Below are 20,642 nucleotides of genomic sequence, written 5' to 3'. Positions count from 1 at the left end.
GCCGGAGGGGAGCGGACACGACGGTGCCGCGCCCCGCGGGCGGGACGCGGCACCGGTGCGCCGGTGTCAGGCGAGCTTCGCCGACAGGGTGATCGACGTGCCGGTCAGGGCCTGGCTGACCGGGCAGTTCTTCTTGGCGTCCTCGGCGGCGGCGACGAAGGCGTCGTTGTCGATGCCGGGCACCGTGCCCTCGACGGTGAGCTGGATGCCGGTGATGCCCTCGCCGGGCTGGAAGGTGACCTCGGCGCTGGTGACGAGCTTGGTGGGCGGGGTGCCGGCGCCCGCGAGGGCGTGCGACAGCGCCATGGAGAAGCAGCTCGAGTGGGCGGCCGCGATCAGTTCCTCGGGGCTGGTCTTGCCGTTGGCGTCCTCCGAGCGCGACGCCCAGGTCACCGGCTGCTGGCCGATGCCGGAGGAGTCGAAGGTGACGACGCCGTTGCCCTGGAGCAGGTTGCCTTCCCAGTCGGTGTGTGCGGTGCGCGTGGTAGCCACGGTGATTCCTTTCGCGTGTGGTCCCGTTGCCGGGGTCCGTGTTCCCCATCCGATCACACCCGGGCCCGGCTCACCCCACGGACGGGGGTGCGACCTGCCGGGCGGGGTGCGGGATTTCACCGGCAGGGGGGCGCGGAGGGGGTCGGGGCGGGCGCGGCGGGCGGTTTCCGGGACGGGGTCAGGCCGCCTGCTCGTCCGCGTGTGCGTCCAGGGGGACTTGGGGACCTTCGCATTCGCGCAGCCACCCGCGCAGTACGTGGTGCACCTGTTCCGCGCCGACCAGCTCGGCGTCCTCGCCGACCGGCGCGGACAGGGTCACCGGGGAGAGCAGGAAGGGCCGGGACTGGGCGCCGCCGAGGCCGCCGTGCGAGCCGATCTGCTCCTCGAAGGCGAGGACTTCGCCCTCGACGGGGTCGTACCAGGAGTTGACCATGATGTCGGCGGTGTGCGGGAAGAAGTGGGTGCGCCGGACGGCGTCGGCGGCGCCGGGGCCGAAGTCGGCCAGCGGGCCCGGGTGTTCGTCGTCGAGCAGGTCGACCGGCACCTCGGCGCCGTGCGCCCCGAGGACCACCCCGCCGTGTTCCTCGCTGCGCACCAGCAGGAACCCGATGCCGGGATGGTTGGCGAGGGTGGACAGCAGGGCCGGATGACGGCGGTCGATCTCCTCGCGGGTCATCCGGTGCGGCACGTCCGGGAAGGAGACCAGGCCGAGGTTGCCCGAGGCGAGCACCACCGGTTCCGAGCGGCGCCCGGTCGGCCGCCGGCGTTCCTCGCGTTCCGCCCGTTCCTCGCGCTCCTCCACGGGCCGGCGCAGCGCGGCGCGTACGGCGGTCCGGGCCTCCGCGCCGCTGTGGGTGCGCCGCGCCTTGCGGGGCACGGGCAGGCCGCAGCCGGCCCGGACCAGGTTGCCGAGGGTGAGGCCGTAGCGGGTCAGGAAGGTCTCGCCGGGGCTTTGGCCGTGGTCGGAGAGCACGACGATCCGGTAGGGCCGGGGGGCGTGCTCGGCGACCTTCTCGATCAGCGCGAGGGACCGGTCGAGCCGCTCCAGAATCTTCTCGGTGTCCCGGCCGCGCGGCCCCGAGTGGTGCGCGACCTCGTCGTACGCCACCAGGTCCGCGTAGACCGCGTTGCGCCCGGCGAGCATGTCGCCGATCACCGCGGCGACGACGACGTCCCGCTCCACGACGGTCGCGAACGCGCGGATGACCGGGTACAGGCCGCCGCGTTTGACGCGCGGCCTGCGCTGCCGGAGCCGGGCGGTGAGGGACTGGCCGATCTCCCGGGCGACCTCGGCGACGAACGACAGGGCGGTGCGGACGGCGTTGGCGGGGTCGGAGAAGTACGCGAAGTAGCCGGCGCGCGAGCGGTTGCCGGGGCCCCGGCGGGCGGCGACGGACAGCACGAGGGCGAGTTCGTCGGCGCCGCCGCTGAAGAGGTTGCCGCGGCTCGCGCCGTCGAGGGTGAGCAGGCCCGCGTCCCCGGTGCGCTCGACGGCCCGGCGCTGGAGTTCGGCGGCGCTGGTCGGCCGGTTGCAGACCATCACCTCGCCGCTCTCCTTCTCGTACCAGCGGAAGGCGGGCACGTCGTGGTTGCTGCCGTGCAGGATGCCGAGCTGGCTGGCGCCGGTCTGGCTGGACCAGTCGGTGCGCCAGGCGACGAGCCGGTGGGTGGGGCGCGGTCCGCCGAGCCAGCGGGCCGCGGTCGGCATCAGCCCCTTGTCCACCGCCTCCCGCAGTACGTCGTATCCCACGCCGTCGAGCTGGAGGAAGACCGCTCCGGGCGTCGAGGGGCCGGCTCTCCCGGCCGCGCGTCTGCGACGGCGGTCGGCGAGCCGGTAGAGCCGCCGCCGGTAGGCGTCGTCGTCACGGACGGCGAGGGCACCGCCGGTGGCGGAGGCGACGGCGGACATCACGGCGGCCACCACCACGGCGGTCTCCGGGGCCGCCTCGCCCCGCCCGGAGGGGTTGACCCACAGGGCTATCAGCAGCAGCGAGCCGTTCAGGAAGAAGACGAGCAGGCCGAGCACCAGGGCGGGGACGAGCAGCAGCGCCCGCACCAGCAGGGGCCACACCAGTGAGGAGAGCAGACCGAAGACGCCCGCGCCGGCCGCCGCGGTGACCGCGATCCGGGTGGCGCTGTCGCCGCTGTCCGACTGGAGCTGGAAGTCGGGCAGCGCCCCGGCGAGGACCAGCATCGTGACCGTGGACACGGCCCACACGGCGATGCTCCGTCCCACCCCGCTGGCGACGCGCCGCCACCGTCCTGCGTCCACGTCCTGTCCACCTCACGTCCGGGCCCGCCCGGTCCGCGCGGCCTGCTCCCCACCCTGTCACAACGCCCGGACCACCCCGGAAGTCCCCGGTGTCTGAGCCCCCGGAACCCGGCGCGGGTGTACGGGACCCGGGTCAGCGCCCGTCGTAGCCGGCGGTCGGCATCGACAGGCGGCGGTGCACCCGCGCCTTCATCTGCGCGTCGTAGCGGGGTTCCGCGCTGCCCACGGTCTCGACGCGCACCCCGCGCCGCACGCACTCGGCGGTGAACTCGTCCACCGAGGCGAGGGCCCGCTCCAGGACCCGGTGGCTGGGGGCGACGAACAGGTCGACGAGTCCGGCCTCGACATCGGCCCACAGGGTGCGGTGGTCCGGGCGCAGGGCGCGGACGAGGAGTTCCCGGGTGACGACATAGCCGTGCTCGGCGGCCCAGCGGGCACACATCGCGTGCTGGCTGCGGGAGTCTACGAGGAAGGGGTCCGCGTCGAGTTCTTCGAGGGGGGTCAGGCTGGCGATCGCCGTGACCCGCAGCGCCGCCGGTCCCGGCGCGGGTCCGGCCGGTCCGTGCGGGCGCTCCGGTCCGGGCCGGCGCTCCGGGGCGTGCGTGCCGGAGGCACCGCGCGCGTCTCCCATGGTGTCCCCCTCACCTCCGGGTTTCGCCGCCGACCCTACTCCTGCCCGTAGGCTCGGGGGGAGTCGCGCGAAGGAGGCAAAGAGGTGCCGGTGGAGATCACCTGGTGGGGGCATGCCACATGCACGCTGGAGGACTCCGGCACACGCGTGCTCACCGATCCGCTCTTCGCGCGCCGGCTCGCGCATCTGCGCCGCCGGCGCGGGGCGCCGCCCCCGCCGCGGGCCGCCGTCGCCGACGTGGTGCTCGTCTCCCACCTGCACGCCGACCATCTGCACCTGCCGTCGCTTGCCCGGCTCGCCCCGGGCACCCGGGTGCTGGTCCCGAGGGGCGCCCCGCGGGCGGTGCCCGGACTGCGCCGGCTGGACCATCTGCGGCTCACCGAGGTCGCGCCCGGCGACACCACCCGGGCCGGCGACCTGGTCGTACGGACCGTGCCGGCGCGGCACGACGGGCGGCGGCTGCCGTTCGGGCCGCATCGCTCCCCCGCCGTCGGGTATGTGATCGAGGGCGACGCGCGGACGTACTTCGCCGGGGACACGGGGCTGTTCCCGGAGATGGCCGAGGAGGTGGGGGAGGTCGACGTGGCACTGCTGCCGGTGGGCGGCTGGGGTCCTCATCTCGGTGCGGGCCACCTGGACGCCGGGCGGGCCGCCGAGGCACTCGCCGCACTGCGTCCGCGCAGCGCCGTGCCGGTGCACTACGGCACGTTCTGGCCCATCGGGATGGACGCCGTGCGCCCCCACGAATTCCACGCGCCGGGTGAGGAGTTCGTGCGCCTGGCCGCCGAGCGCGCGCCCGGCGTGGCGGTGCACCGGCTGGACCACGGCGAGCGGGTGCGCCCGGAGGTCGCCCGGTGAGTCCCTGGTCCGCCGCGGGAGCCGTGTCGGCTCCCTCCCTTCTGCTGTCCGCCAAGACCGCCGCGCCCGTGGCCCTGCTGTCCGCCGCCGCGCAGGGGTCGCAGGAGTCGGCGCGGCAGGCGATCGGCTATCCGACCCTGTTCCTGCTCGTGCTGATCGGCGCGCTGGTGCCGGTGGTGCCGACGGGCGCGCTGGTGAGTTCGGCGGCGGTGGTGGCCTTCCACCAGACGGCGCCCTTCGCGCTGCTGGCGGTGTTCCTGGTGGCGTCGGTCGCCGCGTTCCTCGGGGACATCGCGCTCTACTGGCTCGGCCGGCGCGGCATGGGCTCGAAGAACGGGTCGCGCTGGCTGGCGGCGATCCGGCAGCGGGCTCCGGAGGACCGGCTCACCCAGGCCCAGGAGAAGCTGCACGACCATGGCATAGCCGTGCTCGTACTGTCCCGTCTGGTGCCGGCCGGCCGTATCCCGGTGATGCTGGCCTGCCTGATGGCGAGGATGCCGCTGCGCACCTTCGCCCGCGGCGACATCCCGGCCTGCCTCGCCTGGGCGGCCACCTACCAGGTCATCGGCATCCTCGGCGGCTCGCTGTTCGCCGAGCCCTGGGAGGGCGTGGTCGCGGCGGTGGCACTGACCCTGACGATCAGCGCGGCGCCGGGCCTGTGGCGCAGGATCCGCAGGACGGCAACACCGTAGGACGTATGCCCTGCGAAGGGAGGTCGCCAACGGTCGGTTGTTGGCCGTCGGTTGTTAGCCGTCGGTTGTTGGCGGCCGGTCCCGGCGGTCGGTTCTCGGCGTCTTTCGCCGGGCCTTCGGTCCCCTCAGTCCAGTACGCGGGAGCCGCCGACGGGCAGGTCCCAGAGGTCGGCGCGGCTGAGGCCGGCCCGGTCCCAGGCGGCCCGCACCCGGCGCAGCGGTTCCAGCACCGGCTCGGCGGAGAGCACGAACGTGCCCCAGTGCATCGGAGCCATCCGCCGGGCCCCGAGGTCGACGGCCGCCCGCACCGCCTCCTCCGGGTCGCAGTGCACGTCGCGCAGCCACCAGCGCGGGTCGTACGCGCCGATCGGCAGCAGCGCCAGGTCGATGCCCGGGTGGCGCCGGCCGATGCGGGCGAACCAGTGCCCGTACCCGGTGTCGCCCGCGAAGTAGACCCGCCGTCCCTCGGGCGAGGTGAGGACCCAGCCGCCCCACAGGGTGCGGCAGGTATCGGTGAGGCCGCGCTTGGACCAGTGGTGGGCCGGCACGAAGTCGAAGCGGACGCCACGCAGTTCGGCCGCCTCCCACCAGTCCAGCTCGGTGACCCGCGTGAACCGGCGGCGCCTGAACCAGCGTCCGAGTCCGGCCGGGACGAACACCGGTGTGTCGCGCGGGAGCCGGCGCAGGGTCGGGGCGTCCAGGTGGTCGTAGTGGTTGTGGCTGATGACGACCGCGTCGACGCGGGGCAGGGCGCTCCAGGCCACGCCCACGGGGGTGATCCGGGCCGGGGTCCCGAGGATCCTGCGGGACCAGACCGGGTCGGTGAGCACCGTGAGCCCGCCGATCCGGACCACCCAACTCGCGTGCCCCGCCCAGGAGACGGCGACCGTACGGGTGTCCACGGCGGGCGGCGGGCCCGGCTCGAACGGCACCAGCGGGATGTCGGCGAGCCCTTCGGCGCCGGGCCGCAGCGCACCCTCGCGGGCGAACCGGGCGAAGGCCCGCAGCCCCGGTAGCGGGGCGGTCAGCCGGTCCGCGAACGAGCGCGGCCAGACCCGGAGTTCACCCAGGGGGCGGGGCTCGGCGAGGGGCGGGGCGACGAGGGCCGACTGCTCCGCCGGGGAGGACGGCGGGGGCGGGGAGGAGGGCGAAGCGGGCGGGGGCGCCAGGCCGTCCGCGCCCTGGGCGATGGCGCGGCCCGAACTCCCGGCACTCGCCGCGCCCGTGATGCTCCCCGCACCCGTGTGGCCCGGTGCACCCTGGATACGCGTTGCGCCCGCGGCACTCGCGGCGCCCGCGGGACTCGTGGCCGCCGCCGCACTCGTGGTCGCCGCCGCACTCGTGGTCCCCGCCGCACTCGCGGCACCCGCCGGACTCGTGGTCGCCGCCGCACTCGCGGCGCCGGCCGTGCTCGTGGCGCCGGCGGTGCTCGTGGTCGACTCGGACTGCTGCGTCATCGAGAGGCTCCCATCACCGAGCGTCGTCGCGGAGATCGTCGAAGGCCGACCCCAACCGGGTCAACGCGCCGCGCACATGCGGCAGTTCCAGCGGCTCGGGGGACGTAAGGGACTCCGTCCGTTCCTCGTCCGTGCCGCCGAGCAGGGGGCCGGTGTCCAGCCGGACCCGGAGTGCGGCGAGGTCGTCGCCGAAGCGGTGTCCGCCCGGCGCGGGCATGCCGAGCCGGGCGCCGAGGAAGTCCTCCAGGTCCTGCGCGTCACCGACGCCGTGCGCGGCGAGCGTCGAGCGGAGCGGGCCGAGATCGACGTACAGGTGCCGGCCGGCCTGCGGGGGACGCGCGACCGCACCGGCCGCCGTCACCACCTGGTGGGCGGCGCCGGCCACGCGCGCGTGCAGGCCGGCGGCCGCGGTGAGCCGTTCGGTGACCGCGGCGGGCTCTTCGAGCGCGTGGGCGGCAGCGGCGGCGACGGGTTCGGCGACGCGCGCGCCGACCGCGGTGAGCACGTCGAGGACGCGGGACCTCAGGTCGGCGCCCGCCTCGCCGGCGGGGAAGCGGGCGACGGCGGCCGGCCAGCCCTGGGGCAGGAAGGCGCCGGCGAGGTCCGTGAGCACGGTGACGTCGTCGGGGCGCATCTCGGCGGGACTGAGGAGGACGGTGCCGTGCGGGCGGTGCAGGGTGTCGCGCCAGGTCTCGTCGCTGACGATGTGCAGCCCTTCGCCGGCCGCGGCCTCCACCGCCTCGTGCACCAGCTCGGGCGGCGCGACGGTGGCGGTCGGGTCGTCGGCGACGGACAGCACGAGCAGACGGGGGTCCCCGCCCTCGGCCCGGACCCGGCGAAGGGTCTCCAGGAGGGCGTACGGATCGGGGACGCCGCCGCACTCGGCGGGCGTCGCCACGTGGAAGACCGACCGGCCGAGCAGCCGGGCCTGGGGTGCCCACCAGGCGGCGCACGGCCGGGGCGCGAGGACGTCACCGCCGAGGGCGCCGGTCAGGGCGAGCAGCAGGGCGGGGGCACCGGGGGCGAGCGCCACGCGGTCGGCGGCGGTGGGCAGTCCGCGGCGGGTCCAGTAGCCCCGGGCGGCGTCGAGGAGCGCGGGGCCGCCGCCGAACAGGGCGGCGTCGGCGCGGTCCGCCGCGGCGGCCAGCTCCGCGCGGAGTTCCGGCAGCACGGGCAGGCCCTGGTCGGGGAGCGGCGGACCATAACGGACCGGTCCTCGGCCTTCCGGGTCCGTCCGCCGCATGTATGCCTCCGCGCCCATGGGTGGTGCTCCGTGTGTCTTGCAGGTGCCTTGCAGGTGCCGTGCGTGCGCCTTGCATGTGCCGTGCGTGCGCCGTGCGGGCCGGTCCGTACTCCGAGTGGTCCGCGTACTCCGCGAACTGCGCGTGCGGTGCGCGCTCTGCGCGCGGTGCGTCCAATACGTGCCCTCCGTGTCCGTGGGTCCCGCGTGCTTTCTGTGCCCGGTGGGTCCCGCCCTATTCCACGGGCGTTCCAGGGCATCCCCTGGGCTTCCGTGAACCGCGTTGTCCACGGCCCGTGCGTTCCTACGTTCCCGGTGCCCGCGTCCCGGCTAGGTGCGGCGGTTGCGCAGCCGGTGGACGGTCGCGCACACGGCACCGGCGACCAGCAGACCGCCGGCGACCAGGGCGGGCACCGAGTCGGTGAAGGCGCCCCCGCCACCGGCGTGCACACCCTGCTGCACGCCGGGCGGACGCTCCCCCGCGCCGGTGTTCGTCCCCGCGCTGTCACCGGGGTCGTGCGCCGCCGGGGCACCCCGCGCGACGGAGTACGAGGCGGTCCACTGCTTCCCGTGACCGCCCTTGGGCGCGGGGCAGACCCCGTCGACGCCCCACTGGCCCCGGTCGCCGCCCGCTTCGGGAGCCACCGGCGCGGCCGGCACCGTGTCGGGGCCCACCGGATCGGGCACCGCGTCCGGCACCGAGTCGGGCACCCCCTCGGGAGCCGCCGGTTCGGGGACGGTGTCGGGGCCCAGCGCGTCCGGGCCCACGTCGTCGGGGGTCACCGGGTCGTCGTAACCGGCGCCGGGCGCTTCGGTGTCGGTCGCCACCGCCGGCGGGGCGACCACGTCGGGCGCGAGGGTGTCCGAGCCCGTGGAGTCGCGGCCCGCGGGCGGCGCGTCGCCGTTCTCCGCGTCGGTCGTCCCGGTCACGACGGAGACCGCCCGGCCGAGGACGCCGGGCTCCTCGTAACCGGGATCGTGACCGGTGCCGGGGTCGTAGCCCGTCCCGGGGTGCTCGTACGTCGTGCCGGGGTGGTCGTAGGCCGTCCCGGGGTCGGCCGGGTCACTGCCCTGCCCGGAGCCGGTCCCGGGGCCGGACGCGGTACCCGGATCGGCCCCGCTCCCCTCGTCGGGGGCGGACGCGGCCGGGCCGCCGGCCCCCTCGGCTCCGCCGGACGCGATCAGGGCCGTACCGCGATAGGCGGCGGCACCCGCGGGGCGGCCCGCCTCGCCCTCGACGCGGTGCAGTTGCACCTTGCCCTCCCGGAACCCCCGCGAACTGGCGTCGATGGCCTCGGGCGGAGCGTCGCCGACCCCGTCGCAGGTGACCGTGATGGTGATGCTGCCACCGGGTTCGACGGAGCCCGGGCTGACCTCCGCGGCCGGATCCGCGGCCGCGGCCGACGCGGTGACGCCCAGGGCGGCGCCGGCGAGGGCGGTGGCGTACAGGGCACGGGCGGTACGGCGCATGAGCGGGGCTCCTTCGGCGGGACTGCGGTCCGAGAGCCACGGCCGTCGTGTCCCTCGGCCCCATCAGAGCCCGCCCCGCCCCGACGCGCGATCGGCCGGGCACCATTCGCGGGAATACGGGGGCCCGAGCGGGTGACGTCGCGTGTCCGAGGTGCCCGCCGACCGCGCCGGGGCCCGGTGTCCCCCGGTGTTCTGATGGCAGGCCCCGTCGTGGGGGCTCCCGAGGCGAGGCGGTCCGCGGCGCGCGGAAGCCCGCCGGGTGCCCCTCGGTCCGGTGCGGAGGGGCACCCGGCGGGCTCGATGTCGCCGGGGCGAGGCCTGCCGGGTCTCAGGACCGGGGTCAGGCGGCGTCGCGCATGACCTGGTCGCGCAGACGGGAGCAGCAGCGGGTGATGAGCCGGGAGACGTGCATCTGGGAGATGCCCAGCTCGTCCGCGATGCGGCTCTGCGTCATGTCGTTGAAGAACCGCATGTAGAGGATGGCGCGCTCCCGCTCGGGCAGCGCCTGGAGCCGGGGCTTGACGGCCTCGCGGTCGATGACCGTGTCGAGCGCCGGGTCGGCGGAGCCGAGGGCGTCGCTGAGCGAGTAGCCGTCGTCGCTGCCGGGCAGCTCGGCGTCCAGCGAGAGCGCGGTGAAGCTCTCCAGCGCCTCCAGGCCGGTCAGCACGTCCTCCTCGCTCAGCCGGGCGCGCTCGGCGATCTCGGCGACGGTGGGGCGGCGGCCCGAGATGGTCTGGGACAGGTCCTGGCTGGCGAACCGGACCCGGTTGCGCAGGTCCTGCACGCGGCGCGGCACGTGCAGCGTCCACATGTGGTCGCGGAAGTGACGCTTGATCTCGCCGGTGATCGTCGGCACGGCGTAGCTCTCGAAGGCGTTGCCGAGGTCGGGGTCGTAGCGGTCGACGGCCTTGACGAGGCCGAGCGCCGCAACCTGGCGCAGGTCGTCCGAACTCTCGCCCCGGTTGCGGAACCGGCCCGCGAGCCGGTCGGCCATCGGCAGCCAGGCCTCGACGATCTCGTCGCGGAGGGCGTCACGCTGCGGGCCCGGAGGGAGAGCGGCGAGTTCGCGGAACGCATCCGAGGTGTCGGGGGCGTCGTCGTGCGGATGGTGCGTCGCGCTCGCTTGAGTTCGCATGATGCGTCGCAACTCCTTGATGGTGCCTGTGTATAGGACAGTCATCGTGGGAGCGCACCCGTGATCCCGGACGGATACACCCGTGGCGCGGAGCGCCGCTCCCACGGACGTGCCTCCTGTCCGAAGCACTGCATCTGCGTCTGCCCCGGCCCATGCGGAGCAAACACCCTCTTATTGTCCCGGATTACGGCCTCTTCGTCTCCCCGGGGCGTCGGTGGACCGGGGACCGTCTCGACGTGTCGCGCGCGGGACGTCGGGTACGCGCTCCTCACCTCGAACCTCTGGAGGGAATTTCATGCAGCGAGGCAGTGACCGGTTGAGCGTCCACCGGGACGAGGAGATGAAGCACGAACTGCGCGACTTCCTCAGGTCAGGGCATCCCACCCGGACCGAGGAGTGGCACGACCCGGAGCCGGCCGCCGACGACGACCCGGCGATCGCGGGAGGACCGGTGGTGCCGAACACGGCACCGGAATCGCTGGAGACGCTGCGCCTCGAACTGGCGCGGTTCCTCGGCCGTACCTCGTTCCCGGCGACCCCGCGCGCGCTGATCGGCGTCCTGCGCGAGAAGAACGCCCCCGACACTCTGGCCGGCTCGCTGGAACGGCTCCCGGACGAGGAGCGCTACGCCAACGCGCACGAGCTGGCGCGGGCGGTCGTCGGCGCGGGTGGTCGCTGACGCGCCGGTGACCGGGGCGGTGGGCCTTCGGGCCTACCGCTCGCGGGCGCCCTCGCGGGTGCGGCCCGCCGAGACGGGGCGGCGCGGATGGCGGCGCAGGTACTCGCCCTCCAACTGGGCCATGCGCTCGTTGTGGGTGCGCAGCGCGTCGTTCGAACCGTGCAGCAGCGTGTCGTGGCGGGTGCGGTGGATGGCCTCCAGCTCTTTCATGAGCTGCTGGTCGTCCAGCCGGCCCGGGTCGACTCCGGTCATGGTGCTACCCCGCTCGTCGTGGCCGTCGGCGCGGTCCGGGTGGCCCGCCCGGCGGACGTCGCCCGCAGGCGGCCGGGAGGGAGCCGTGGATACGTGGCCTCCACCCACCACTGTACGAACATCGGCCACTCCGGGCCTCCGGGGCACTGCCGCCCGCCCGGTTCTAGCGGTCCCGCTCCACCCTCCGCTCGTCCCACACCGGCTCCCGCGTCTCGCGGACCCGTCCGTCGGAGCCGAAGACCAGATAGCGGTCGAAGGAGCGGGCGAACCAGCGGTCGTGGGTGACGGACAGCACCGTCCCCTCGTACGCCTCCAGGCCTTCCTGGAGCGCCTCGGCGGATTCCAGGTCGAGGTTGTCGGTCGGCTCGTCCAGGAGCAGGGCCGTCGAGCCCGCCAGTTCCAGGAGCAGGATCTGGAACCGGGCCTGCTGGCCGCCGGACAGCTTGTCGAAGCGCTGCTCGGCCTGGCCCGTCAGCTCGTAGCGGCGCAGCCGTGACATGGCGGCGCCCCGGTCCTGGGAGTGCTCGGACCACAGGATGTCGAGCAGGGTGCGGCCCTCCAGTTCCGGATGGGCGTGCGTCTGCGCGAAGTGGCCGGCCACCACCCGGGCGCCGAGCTTCCACTCGCCGGTGTGCGCGACGTCGCCGCCCGCGAGGAGCCGCAGGAAGTGCGACTTGCCCGAGCCGTTGGAGCCGAGGACGGCGACCCGCTCCCCGTAGAAGATCTCCAGGTCGAAGGGTTTCATCAGGCCGGTCAGCTCAAGTCCCTTGCAGGTCACGGCCCGTACGCCGGTGCGTCCGCCGTGCAGGCGCATGGTGATGTCCTGCTCGCGGGGCGGCTCCGGCGGCGGTCCGGCCTCCTCGAACTTGCGCAGCCGGGTCTGCGCCGCCGCGTAGCGGGACGCCAGCTCATGGCTGATGGAGGCGGCCTGACGGAGGCTCAGCACCAGCTTCTTGAGCTGGGCGTGCTTCTCGTCCCAGCGCCTGCGCAGTTCCTCGAAGCGCGCGAACCGTTCCCGCCTGGCCTCGTGGTACGTCGCGAACCCGCCGCCGTGCACCCAGGTGTCGGCGCCGGCCGGGCTGGGCTCGACGCTGACGATCTTCTGGGCGGAGCGGGCCAGGAGTTCACGGTCGTGGGAGACGAACAGGACGGTCTTGCGGGTCTCCGCGAGCCGTTCCTCCAGCCAGCGCTTGCCGGGCACGTCCAGGTAGTTGTCCGGTTCGTCCAGCAGCAGCACCTCGTCGGTGCCGCGCAGCAGCGCCTCAAGGACCAGGCGTTTCTGCTCGCCGCCGGACAGGGTCCGCACCTGCCGCCACTGCGCCTTCTCGTAGGGGACGCCGAGGGCGGCCGTGGTGCACATGTCCCAGAGGGTCTCGGCCTCGTAGCCGCGGGCCTCGGCCCAGTCGGAGAGCGCCTGGGCGTACCGGAGCTGCGCGGCCTCGTCGTCGACGGTCATCATCGCGTGCTCGGCGGCGTCCACGGCCTCGGCGGCCTCGCGGATCCGGGGCGGCGCCACCGACACGAGCAGGTCCCGCACGGTCGTCTCGTCGCGTACGGAGCCCACGAACTGGCGCATCACACCGAGGCCGCCGGTCACGTTCACGGTGCCGCCGTGCGGTTTCAGTTCGCCGGAGATCAGCCGGAGCAGGGTCGTCTTGCCCGCGCCGTTGGGTCCCACGAGGGCGACGACGGACCCTTCTCCCACCCGGAACGACACATCGCCGAGCAGCGCCCTCCCGTCGGGAAGGTAGTACTCAAGATGTGCGGCTTCGAGGTGTCCCATGGGGAGGCATTCTCCGGGGAGCGGCGGTGCGGGGCAAACGCGTTTCCCGCCGGGCGCCCGGCACGGGGACGAGGAAAACGCCTGTTCCGGGGTAGACGGAGGCGCATGACCACCACCCCTGACGTCGACCTGACCGCCCTCGTTCCGGGCCGCCACGGCCTCCGGGACCGTCTTCTCTCCCTGGATCTGCGGATCTTCGAGTCGGTCGCGGCACGGCACTGGCCGGGCGGCGATCCCGTGCTGCCGCGGCTGAGCCGCAGCGCCAACCACGGGCTGCTGTGGTTCGCGACGGCGGCGGCCGTCGCCGCGAGCCGGACGCCCCGGGCGCGCCGGGCCGCCACCCGGGGCATCGCCTCGCTGGCGCTCGCCTCGGCCGCCATCAACACCGTCGGCAAGCGCTCGGTGCGCCGCGGCCGTCCGGCGCTGGACCCGGTCCCGGCGGTCCGCCAGCTCAAGCGCCAGCCGATCACCACGTCGTTCCCGTCGGGGCACGCGGCCTCCGCCGCCGCGTTCGCGACGGGCGTGGCACTGGAGTCCCGTGGCTGGGGCGCGGCGGTGGCGCCGCTCGCCGCGGCGGTGGCCGTCTCCCGGGTGTACACCGGGGTCCACTTCCCGAGCGATGTTCTCGCGGGCGCGGTCCTGGGCGCGGGGGCCGCGTACGCGGTGCGCGGACTGGTGCCCACGAGGGACCAGTTGACCCCGCCGGGCCGGCCCCGGGTGGAGGCGCCCGCGCTGCCGGACGGCGCGGGCCTGGTCATGGTGGCCAATCTGGGCGCGGGCTCCCCCGAGCGGGTGCGCGCGCTGGCCGACGCGCTGCCGGCCGCCGAGCTTGTCGAGTGCGAACCCGGGGACATACGCCAGGAGTTGGAGAAGGCGGCGGCCCGCGCCCGGGTGCTGGGCGTGTGCGGCGGCGACGGCACGGTGAACACCGCGGCCGCGATCGCCCTGCGCCACGGCGTCCCGCTCGCCGTCCTGCCCGGCGGCACCCTCAACCACTTCGCCCACGACCTCGGGGTGGAGGGCGACCACGATCTGGTCCGCGCGCTCCAGCAGGGCGAGGCGGTCAAGGTGGACGTGGGCCGGTTCTCCTCCGGCACAACGGACGGCATCTTCCTCAACACCTGCAGCCTGGGCATCTATCCGGAACTGGTGCGGGAGCGGGAGAACGGCTCCCGGGTGATCGGAAGCTGGCCCGCGGGAGTGCTCGGCGCGCTGCGGGTGCTGCGGGCCGACCACCATCCGCTGCGGGCCGAACTGAACGGCCGTACGCACCCGTTGTGGCTGCTGTTCGCCGGGAACGGCACCTACCACCGGGTGGGTCTCGCGCCCGCCCGGCGCTTCGACCTCGCGGACGGGCACCTCGACGTCCGGGTGGTGCACGGTGGCCGCCACCCCGCGGTGCGGCTGCTCGCCGCCGCCTTCGCCGGCCCCCTGACTCGTTCCCCCGCGCACGCGGCGGTACGGGTGGGGCATCTGCGCATCGACGGCGTCGACCCCGGCACGCTCCTCGCCTACGACGGCGAGGTCACCGAGGTCAGCGGTCAGGTGCGGCTCGGCAAGAGCCGCGAGGCCCTCACGGTCTACCGCCCGCAGCCCGTGCACTGAGTGCGCGACGTCCACATGGCAAGACGTGGGTCTCATCATTCGACATGACCGCGTACGGTGATGCCATCGCCCCGCGGAGTGCGCGTGCGCCCCGCCGAGGCCCGTACACGTCCATGTCGAAGGGGACCGGTCATGTCGAAGTCGCAGGAGACCGCCGTCTACACGCACGGCCACCACGAGTCGGTGCTGCGCTCGCACACCTGGCGCACCGCCGCCAACTCGGCGGCCTATCTGCTCGACTCGCTGAAGCCGCACATGAGCGTCCTCGACATCGGCTGCGGTCCCGGCACCATCACCGCCGACCTGGCCGAGCTGGTGCCGGACGGGCGGGTCACGGGGGTCGACCACGCGCCGGGCATCCTGGACCGGGCCCGGCAGGAGGCCGCGGGGCGCGGTCTGCGCAACGTCGACTTCGCGGTGGCGGACGTGCACGCGCTGGACTTCCCGGACGACACGTTCTGCGTGGTCCACGCCCATCAGGTGCTCCAGCACGTGGGCGACCCGGTTCAGGCGCTGCGCGAGATGCACCGGGTGACCAAGCCCGGCGGGTTCATCGCGGTCCGCGACGGCGACTACGCGGCCATGACCTGGTATCCGCAGGTGCCTGGCCTGACCGACTGGCTGGACCTGTACCGGCGGGTGGCCCGCGCGAACGGGGGCGAGCCGGACGCCGGCCGGCGTCTCAAGGCGTGGGCGCTGGCCGCCGGCATCCGGGACGTCACGGCCACGTCGAGCACCTGGACGTATGCCACCGAGGACGAGCGGGCCTGGTGGAGCGGTCTGTGGGCCGACCGCACGGTGGCCTCGGACTACGCGGAGCGCGCGACCGAGGGCGGCCACGCGACGGCGGAGCAGCTCGACGCGGTGGCGGACGCCTGGCGCCGGTGGGGCCAGGCGGAGGACGGCTGGTTCGCCGTCCTGCACGGCGAGATCCTGGCCCGCAAGACACCCTGAGCGGGCTGAGCGGGCTGAGCGGCCTGTGAGGGCTGATCGGCAAGGCACGAGAGCGGCGCGGCTCCTCCCCGGACCCGGTGAAGCGCTCGCTCCCCGGCCCCGGTGAGAAGCGCTCCCTCCCGGACCAGGTACAGCCCGGGGCCGTACGACCTTGCCCGTACGGCCCCGGGAGGTCGCCGCTGCCGTACGGCCGGCCCCCTCACCGCATGCTGCGCGTGAACCCCGCAAGGTCGGTGAAGCCGGAGAGGCCGGGGAGTTCGGTGAAGGAGTAGGCGGCCCAGGGGCCGGTGAGTTCCACCCGGAGACCGGGCTGCTCGCGGACCTCGCGGTTCACCCGCTCGACGAACTCCTCGGACTGCGCGCGCGGCACCAGATAGGCGGCGTTGAGCACCTGCGCGTAGGCGAGGTCGGAGGGTGCCGCGCTCTGCGGGGCGTGCAGCCGGGTCTCCGCGGCGCGGCCGGCGAGGGTGTCGTGCAGCCCGCGCGCGAGCCCCTGCGCCCGCTCCCCCGTGTATCCGGACGCCCCGGCCGTGTCGGCGTACACCTTCACGTCCCACTCGACCCGGCCTTCGAGCCGGTCCAGGGTGCGCAGGAACTCCTCGCGCCGCTCCTCCATCATCACGCGCACGCCGCTCTCGTCCCGCAGGACGGTGGCGAGCCGGAGCGGCAGCGGGCTGGTGACGCCGGTGAGCGCGTCGATGACGCCCTGGTGGGCGCGGGCGGTCGCCTCCAGCCAGGCCACGTCCTCCAGCCTGCGCCGCAGCGGCTCCGCCGCGAACTCCTCCTCCGGGACCGAGCCGACCACGGCGACCAGGCCGTCGTGGCGCAGCAGTTTGGGCGGGACGCCCGCGACGCCGGTGAGTTCGGCCGACAGCGCGGCCGGGAAGGGGCGGCAGATCGCGTAGACGTACGGCAGTCCGCTCATGGGCTGTCTCCTCCCGGGGGTCCCGGTGCCCGGCGCGGGGACCCGGCGCACCGCGCCGGGCCGCCGCGTCGGCCTTGTCACCATCGTGCTCTTCGGTCCGCGCTCAGCGCACCACGGCCGTCTCGACGAGCAGCCGGGCCGCCGCGGCGATCGACTCCGCGTCGATGCCGGCGGCGCGGAGCTGCTCGTCCGGGGACGCCGAGCCGGGCATCGTCCGGACGGCGAGCCGCACCAGGCGCGGCACCGGGCGTCCGTCGGTGAAGGCGTCGAGCACCGCGTCGCCGAGGCCGCCCTCCTCCCGGTGGTCCTCGACGGTGACCAGGCATCCGGTCTCCTCGGCGGCCTGGCGCAGGGTGGCGCGGTCGACGGGCTTCACGGAGTACAGGTCGATCACCCGGACCTGGATGCCCTCGGCGTCGAGGGTGTCGGCGGCGGCCAGCGCCTCGTGGACGGTGACGCCCGCGGCGACGATGGTCAGCCGGTCGTCGGAGGAGGCGCGCAGCACCTTGCTGCCGCCGACCGGGAACTCCTCGGTGGGGCTGTAGATGACCGGGCTGTCGCCGCGCGAGGTGCGCAGATAGCGGATGCCCTCCAGGTCGGCCATGGCGGCGACGAGCTTGGCGGTCTGGTTGGCGTCGCAGGGGTAGAGCACGGTCGTGCCGTACAGGGCCCGGAACATCGCCAGGTCTTCGAGGCCCATCTGGGAGGGGCCGTCCTGGCCGATGGCGACGCCCGCGTGGGAGCCGACGAGGTTGATGCCGGAGCCGCTGATCGCGGCCATCCGCACGAAGTCGTGGGCGCGGGTGAGGAAGGCGGCGAACGTCGTGGCGTACGGTACCCAGCCGCGGGCCGCCATGCCGACGGCGGAGCCGACGAGCTGCTGCTCGGCGATGTAGCACTCGAAGTAGCGCTCGGGGTGTTCCTTGGCGAAGAGTTCGGCGCGGGTGGAGTCGCCGACCTCGCCGTCGAGCGCGACGACGTCGCCGCGGGCGGAGCCGAGCGCGGCGAGCGCCTGCCCGAAGGCGTCCCGGGTGGCGGTCTCCTCGCCGGTCTCGAAGCGCGGCAGGTCGAGGTGGCCGGAGACGGCGGCGTGCTGGGTCCGCGCGGCGGGCGGCTGCTGGACGTCGACGTGCCGGTCGCGCACGCCGCCGAGTTCGGCGATGGCCTCCTCTGCGTCCGGCAGCGGCTTGCCGTGCATGCCCTCGCGGTCCTGGACCGCGGCGACGCCCTTGCCCTTGAGGGTGCGGGCGAGGATCGCGGTGGGCTGTCCGCCGGTCGAGGCGGCCTCGGCGTAGGCCCGGTCGACGGCGTCCACGTCGTGGCCATCGACCTCGACGGTGTGCCAGCCGAACGCCTGGAACCGGCGCGCGTACGCGTCCAGGTCGTGGCCGTGCCGGGTCGGCCCGCGCTGGCCGAGACGGTTGACGTCGACGATCACCGTGAGGTTTTCGAGGTGTTCGTACCCGGCGTGTTCGGCGGCCTCCCAGACGGAGCCCTCGGCGAGTTCGCTGTCGCCGCACAGTACCCAGACGCGGTAGCCGGTGCGGTCGAGCCGCTTGCCGGCGAGGGCGATGCCGACGCCGACGGGCAGTCCCTGGCCGAGGGAGCCGGTGGCCGTCTCGACCCAGGGCAGCCGGCGGGGCGAGGGGTGGCCTTCGAGCCGGCTGCCCTCCTTGCGGAAGGTCAGCAGTTCGGTCTCGTTGACGGCGCCGGCCGCCTTGTAGGCCGCGTAGAGCAGGGGTGAGGCGTGCCCCTTGGAGAGGATGAGGCGGTCGTTGCCGGGGTGTTCGGGGCGCTCGAAGTCGTAGCGCAGGTGATTGGCGAACAGGACCGCGACGAGGTCGGCGGCGGACATCGACGAGGTCGGGTGTCCGGAGTTCGCGGCGTCGGCGGCGCGCACGCTGTCGACGCGCAGTTGCTGGCCGAGGTCGATGAGCTGACGGGTGTTCATGAGTCTCCTTCCGGGCTGCCGGCGGCTTCCGGACGGCCGGTGTCGGTACGGTCGGTGCCCGGCTTCGCGGACCCGGTCTCTTCTGCGGGCGCGCCGGGCTTCTTGGTGCCCGGGGGCGCTCCGGCCACCCGTGCCAGTTCGGGCGCGGAGGTGTCCAGGGGCACCGACCAGGCGCGGACGAGGCCCAACTGCACGGACTGGCGCGGCAGTACGGCGTCCAGGAGCCAGTCGGCCGCGACGCGGACGCGGTTGCCGGGCATGGCGGCGAGGTGGTAGCCGCGGGTGACGGCGCCGGCGAGCGGCCCGGACAGGGGCACGCCCAGCGGGTTGGCGGCTCCGTCCACGCCGCCGAGGTCGACGGTGAAGCCGAGGTCGCGGTGGCGGTAGGCGCGGCGGTCGCCGACGCCGAGCGAGGCGGCGACGTTGTGGGCGGCGGTCTTCCCCTGGCGCCAGGCGTGCTGGGCCGTCATCGGGGTGTACTGGCCGGGGTTCTCCAGATCGGGGACGGCCGCCGCGTCACCGCAGGCGAACACGTCGGGGTGGCTCGGGAGCTGGAGGAAGGGGTCGACCAGCAGGCGGCCCCGTTCGAGGGGGCGGCCGAGTCCCTCGACGAGCGGGTCGGGCCGCACGCCGACGCACCAGGCGAGGGTGCGGGTGTCCACGAACTCGCCGTCGCTGAGCCGGACTCCCTCGGGGGTGGCCTCCTTGACCGAGGTTCCGGTACGGACGTCGACGCCGCGCCGGCGCAGCACGCCGTCGGCGGTGCGGGAGAGGCGTTCGTCCAGTTCGGGCAGGACGCGGTCGGCGACATCGAGCAGCATCCAGCGCGGCCTGAGGCCTTCGGGCAGCGGCCGTTCGCGGACCAGGGCGTCGGTGAACCGCTGTCCCTGGGCGGCGACTTCGGTGCCGGTGTAGCCGGCGCCGACGACCACGAAGGTGGTGCGGGCGGCGCGGCTCTTCGGGTCGTCCGACCCGGCGGCCAGCTCGATCTGCCGGGTCACGTGGTCCCGGAGGTACAGCGCCTCGGGCAGACCGCGGAAGCCGTGCGCGTGCTCGGCGACCCCGGGGACGGGCAGCAGCTTGTTCACGCTGCCGACGGCGAGCACGAGACGGTCGTACGTGAGAGTCCCGCCGTTGCCCTCGGGGTCGGTGTAGCGCACGGTGCGCGCGTCGAGGTCGATCCCGTCGGCCGCCGCCTCGCCGAGCACCAGGCGTACGCGCGGCAGGGTGGCGGTGAGGGAGACGGTGACGCGGCGTGGCTCCAGGACACCCGCGGCGACCTGGGGCAGCAGCGGCAGGTACAGGAAGTAGTCGGTCGGGTTCAGCAGAGTGATCTCGGCCTTGTCCCGGGCCAGCCGCGACAGGGTGCGGGCCGTCCGGTAGCCGGCGAATCCGGCGCCGACGATCAGAATGCGGGGTCGCCTCACGATGCTCCTCTGGCGGTGTCGCTTGCGGTTCGCTCGTACGGGCTTTCCGCGTCCCCGCCCCTGAAGGCCCCAAACACGGGCAGCACCGGCGTTTCGTCACGGCGAGCGGGGTTTCGGCCGGTAACCCCGGCCGGGGGGCGACACGCGGGTGTGCGGGGACGGGGCGCGGGGGGGCGGTGACGCGACGGGTGGGCGGGGACGGGGCGCGGGAGCCGGTGAGACGCGGGCGGGCGGGGACGCGGGCGCGGGTGCCGGTGACACGCGGGTGTGCCGCGACCCCGGGGGCGGACGGAACCGGCGCACCAGGCGCCCCAGGGCCCCACGTACGCGCGCGCTCGGGCAGCACGGGCCCACCCCGTACGTACGGGCGCGCTCGGGCACCACGGGCCGGCCCGGTACGTACGGGCGCGCTCAGGCAGCACGGGCCCGCCCGGTACGTACAGGCCCGCTCTCGCCGGGCGGGCTCACCCGTCCCCAGTCTGCTCCCGGCAGACGGCTTCGGCACGGCGGCCGGGCCCCGGACGGGAGGGCCGGCGGTGCCGCCCCGGCCGGCGCGAGCCGGCCGGGGCTGCGGTCATCGCGCCTGGTGAAGGTAGGCGTCGGCGTCACCGGCGACGCGGACACCCGGTTCGGGCGCGCCGGGCGTCACGGCCGGGACCGGCGGGTACAGGACGCCCATGCCGCCGGGAGGCGAGGCGGGCGGGGTGCCGCCGAGAACGCGTCCGGGCGGGGTCAGCTCGCTCGCGGCGGCGCAGAAAGGCGCGGCGCTCCCGCTCGGTCATGCCACCCCACACGCCGAATTCGACGCGGTTGTCGAGC

Annotated in this window: 17 protein-coding genes and 1 pseudogene; 5 read left to right on the top strand and 13 right to left on the bottom strand. The window is 74.9% G+C overall.

Going from position 1 to position 20,642, the window contains the following annotated elements:
- Positions 1-66: 66 nt before the first annotated feature.
- From AB0912_RS26805 to AB0912_RS26795, 3 genes are all read right to left on the bottom strand, one after another.
- Positions 67-492, bottom strand: coding sequence for an OsmC family protein (locus tag AB0912_RS26805; protein ID WP_366704078.1), 426 nt, complete (start codon positions 490-492; stop codon positions 67-69).
- Positions 493-670: 178 nt separating this feature from the next.
- On the bottom strand, positions 671-2,764 hold the full coding sequence (locus AB0912_RS26800) for a phage holin family protein (RefSeq protein ID WP_366704076.1): 2,094 nt from the start codon (positions 2,762-2,764) through the stop codon (positions 671-673).
- A 133-nt stretch (positions 2,765-2,897) separates the two neighbouring features.
- Positions 2,898-3,395 carry a hypothetical protein gene (locus tag AB0912_RS26795; RefSeq protein ID WP_366704074.1) on the bottom strand — a complete coding sequence of 166 codons (498 nt, stop codon included), beginning with the start codon at positions 3,393-3,395 and terminating at the stop codon, positions 2,898-2,900.
- Between the two features lie 84 nt (positions 3,396-3,479).
- Between AB0912_RS26795 and AB0912_RS26790 the strand changes: the two genes are divergently transcribed.
- The gene (locus AB0912_RS26790) at positions 3,480-4,253 is read left to right on the top strand and encodes an MBL fold metallo-hydrolase (protein WP_366704072.1); all 774 of its coding nucleotides are present in this window, start codon (positions 3,480-3,482) and stop codon (positions 4,251-4,253) included.
- Between the two features lie 74 nt (positions 4,254-4,327).
- Entirely contained in the window at positions 4,328-4,945 is a 618-nt protein-coding gene (locus AB0912_RS26785) for a VTT domain-containing protein (protein WP_366704137.1), read from the top strand.
- Between the two features lie 125 nt (positions 4,946-5,070).
- Here the strand turns inward: AB0912_RS26785 and AB0912_RS26780 are convergent, their stop codons facing one another.
- The 4 genes from AB0912_RS26780 to AB0912_RS26765 form a co-directional block, all read right to left on the bottom strand.
- Positions 5,071-6,114, bottom strand: a complete 1,044-nt coding sequence (locus AB0912_RS26780) for an MBL fold metallo-hydrolase (RefSeq protein ID WP_366704135.1) — start codon at positions 6,112-6,114, stop codon at positions 5,071-5,073.
- A gap of 301 nt (positions 6,115-6,415) precedes the next feature.
- On the bottom strand, positions 6,416-7,645 hold the full coding sequence (locus AB0912_RS26775; RefSeq protein ID WP_366704133.1) for an aminotransferase class I/II-fold pyridoxal phosphate-dependent enzyme: 1,230 nt from the start codon (positions 7,643-7,645) through the stop codon (positions 6,416-6,418).
- Positions 7,646-7,972: 327 nt separating this feature from the next.
- Entirely contained in the window at positions 7,973-9,112 is a 1,140-nt protein-coding gene (locus AB0912_RS26770; protein ID WP_366704070.1) for a hypothetical protein, read from the bottom strand.
- Between the two features lie 340 nt (positions 9,113-9,452).
- Positions 9,453-10,247 carry an RNA polymerase sigma factor SigF gene (locus tag AB0912_RS26765; RefSeq protein WP_366704068.1) on the bottom strand — a complete coding sequence of 265 codons (795 nt, stop codon included), beginning with the start codon at positions 10,245-10,247 and terminating at the stop codon, positions 9,453-9,455.
- A 295-nt stretch (positions 10,248-10,542) separates the two neighbouring features.
- Here AB0912_RS26765 and AB0912_RS26760 point away from each other — a divergent pair, with 295 nt between their 5' ends.
- Entirely contained in the window at positions 10,543-10,926 is a 384-nt protein-coding gene (locus AB0912_RS26760) for a DUF2795 domain-containing protein (protein WP_366704066.1), read from the top strand.
- A 33-nt stretch (positions 10,927-10,959) separates the two neighbouring features.
- On the opposite strand, the gene AB0912_RS26755 is transcribed toward AB0912_RS26760, so the two are convergent.
- Both AB0912_RS26755 and AB0912_RS26750 read right to left on the bottom strand, forming a co-directional pair.
- Entirely contained in the window at positions 10,960-11,178 is a 219-nt protein-coding gene (locus AB0912_RS26755; protein ID WP_366704064.1) for a DUF6158 family protein, read from the bottom strand.
- A 163-nt stretch (positions 11,179-11,341) separates the two neighbouring features.
- Entirely contained in the window at positions 11,342-12,961 is a 1,620-nt protein-coding gene (locus tag AB0912_RS26750) for an ATP-binding cassette domain-containing protein (RefSeq protein WP_366704062.1), read from the bottom strand.
- Positions 12,962-13,066: 105 nt separating this feature from the next.
- On the opposite strand from AB0912_RS26750, the gene AB0912_RS26745 reads away from it, so the two are divergent.
- Positions 13,067-14,566: a phosphatase PAP2 family protein gene (locus AB0912_RS26745; RefSeq protein ID WP_366704060.1), complete on the top strand. Its 1,500-nt coding sequence runs from the start codon at positions 13,067-13,069 to the stop codon at positions 14,564-14,566.
- Positions 14,567-14,698: 132 nt separating this feature from the next.
- Positions 14,699-15,520, top strand: coding sequence for a class I SAM-dependent methyltransferase (locus tag AB0912_RS26740; protein ID WP_366704058.1), 822 nt, complete (start codon positions 14,699-14,701; stop codon positions 15,518-15,520).
- Positions 15,521-15,719: 199 nt separating this feature from the next.
- Here AB0912_RS26740 and AB0912_RS26735 read toward each other — a convergent pair whose 3' ends face one another.
- From AB0912_RS26735 to AB0912_RS26720, 4 genes and pseudogenes are all read right to left on the bottom strand, one after another.
- The gene (locus AB0912_RS26735; RefSeq protein ID WP_366704056.1) at positions 15,720-16,445 is read right to left on the bottom strand and encodes a GvpL/GvpF family gas vesicle protein; all 726 of its coding nucleotides are present in this window, start codon (positions 16,443-16,445) and stop codon (positions 15,720-15,722) included.
- 103 nt (positions 16,446-16,548) lie between these two features.
- Positions 16,549-18,396 (bottom strand): transketolase, encoded by a 1,848-nt coding sequence (locus AB0912_RS26730; RefSeq protein ID WP_366704054.1) that lies wholly within the window; start codon positions 18,394-18,396, stop codon positions 16,549-16,551.
- Positions 18,393-19,823 (bottom strand): NAD(P)/FAD-dependent oxidoreductase, encoded by a 1,431-nt coding sequence (locus tag AB0912_RS26725; protein ID WP_366704052.1) that lies wholly within the window; start codon positions 19,821-19,823, stop codon positions 18,393-18,395. Before AB0912_RS26725 ends, AB0912_RS26730 begins: the two co-directional genes overlap by 4 nt.
- Before the next feature lie 743 nt (positions 19,824-20,566).
- A pseudogene (locus AB0912_RS26720) lies at positions 20,567-20,642 on the bottom strand (WhiB family transcriptional regulator); the annotation flags it as partial.

This window comes from Streptomyces sp. NPDC007084 (assembly GCF_040703595.1).
GTDB lineage: Bacteria > Actinomycetota > Actinomycetes > Streptomycetales > Streptomycetaceae > Streptomyces.
This window is presented reverse-complemented; position numbering and strand designations above follow the sequence as displayed.

What these genes read in the sequence shown, in the direction of transcription:
- AB0912_RS26795 (WP_366704074.1), bottom strand. Translation starts at nt 3,395, where the DNA reads ATGGGAGACGCGCGCGGTGCCTCCGGCACGCACGCCCCGGAGCGCCGG.
- AB0912_RS26775 (WP_366704133.1), bottom strand. Translation starts at nt 7,645, where the DNA reads ATGCGGCGGACGGACCCGGAAGGCCGAGGACCGGTCCGTTATGGTCCG.
- AB0912_RS26770 (WP_366704070.1), bottom strand. Translation starts at nt 9,112, where the DNA reads ATGCGCCGTACCGCCCGTGCCCTGTACGCCACCGCCCTCGCCGGCGCC.
- AB0912_RS26765 (WP_366704068.1), bottom strand. Translation starts at nt 10,247, where the DNA reads ATGCGAACTCAAGCGAGCGCGACGCACCATCCGCACGACGACGCCCCC.
- AB0912_RS26760 (WP_366704066.1), top strand. Translation starts at nt 10,543, where the DNA reads ATGCAGCGAGGCAGTGACCGGTTGAGCGTCCACCGGGACGAGGAGATG.
- AB0912_RS26755 (WP_366704064.1), bottom strand. Translation starts at nt 11,178, where the DNA reads ATGACCGGAGTCGACCCGGGCCGGCTGGACGACCAGCAGCTCATGAAA.
- AB0912_RS26750 (WP_366704062.1), bottom strand. Translation starts at nt 12,961, where the DNA reads ATGGGACACCTCGAAGCCGCACATCTTGAGTACTACCTTCCCGACGGG.
- AB0912_RS26745 (WP_366704060.1), top strand. Translation starts at nt 13,067, where the DNA reads ATGACCACCACCCCTGACGTCGACCTGACCGCCCTCGTTCCGGGCCGC.
- AB0912_RS26740 (WP_366704058.1), top strand. Translation starts at nt 14,699, where the DNA reads ATGTCGAAGTCGCAGGAGACCGCCGTCTACACGCACGGCCACCACGAG.
- AB0912_RS26735 (WP_366704056.1), bottom strand. Translation starts at nt 16,445, where the DNA reads ATGAGCGGACTGCCGTACGTCTACGCGATCTGCCGCCCCTTCCCGGCC.
- AB0912_RS26730 (WP_366704054.1), bottom strand. Translation starts at nt 18,396, where the DNA reads ATGAACACCCGTCAGCTCATCGACCTCGGCCAGCAACTGCGCGTCGAC.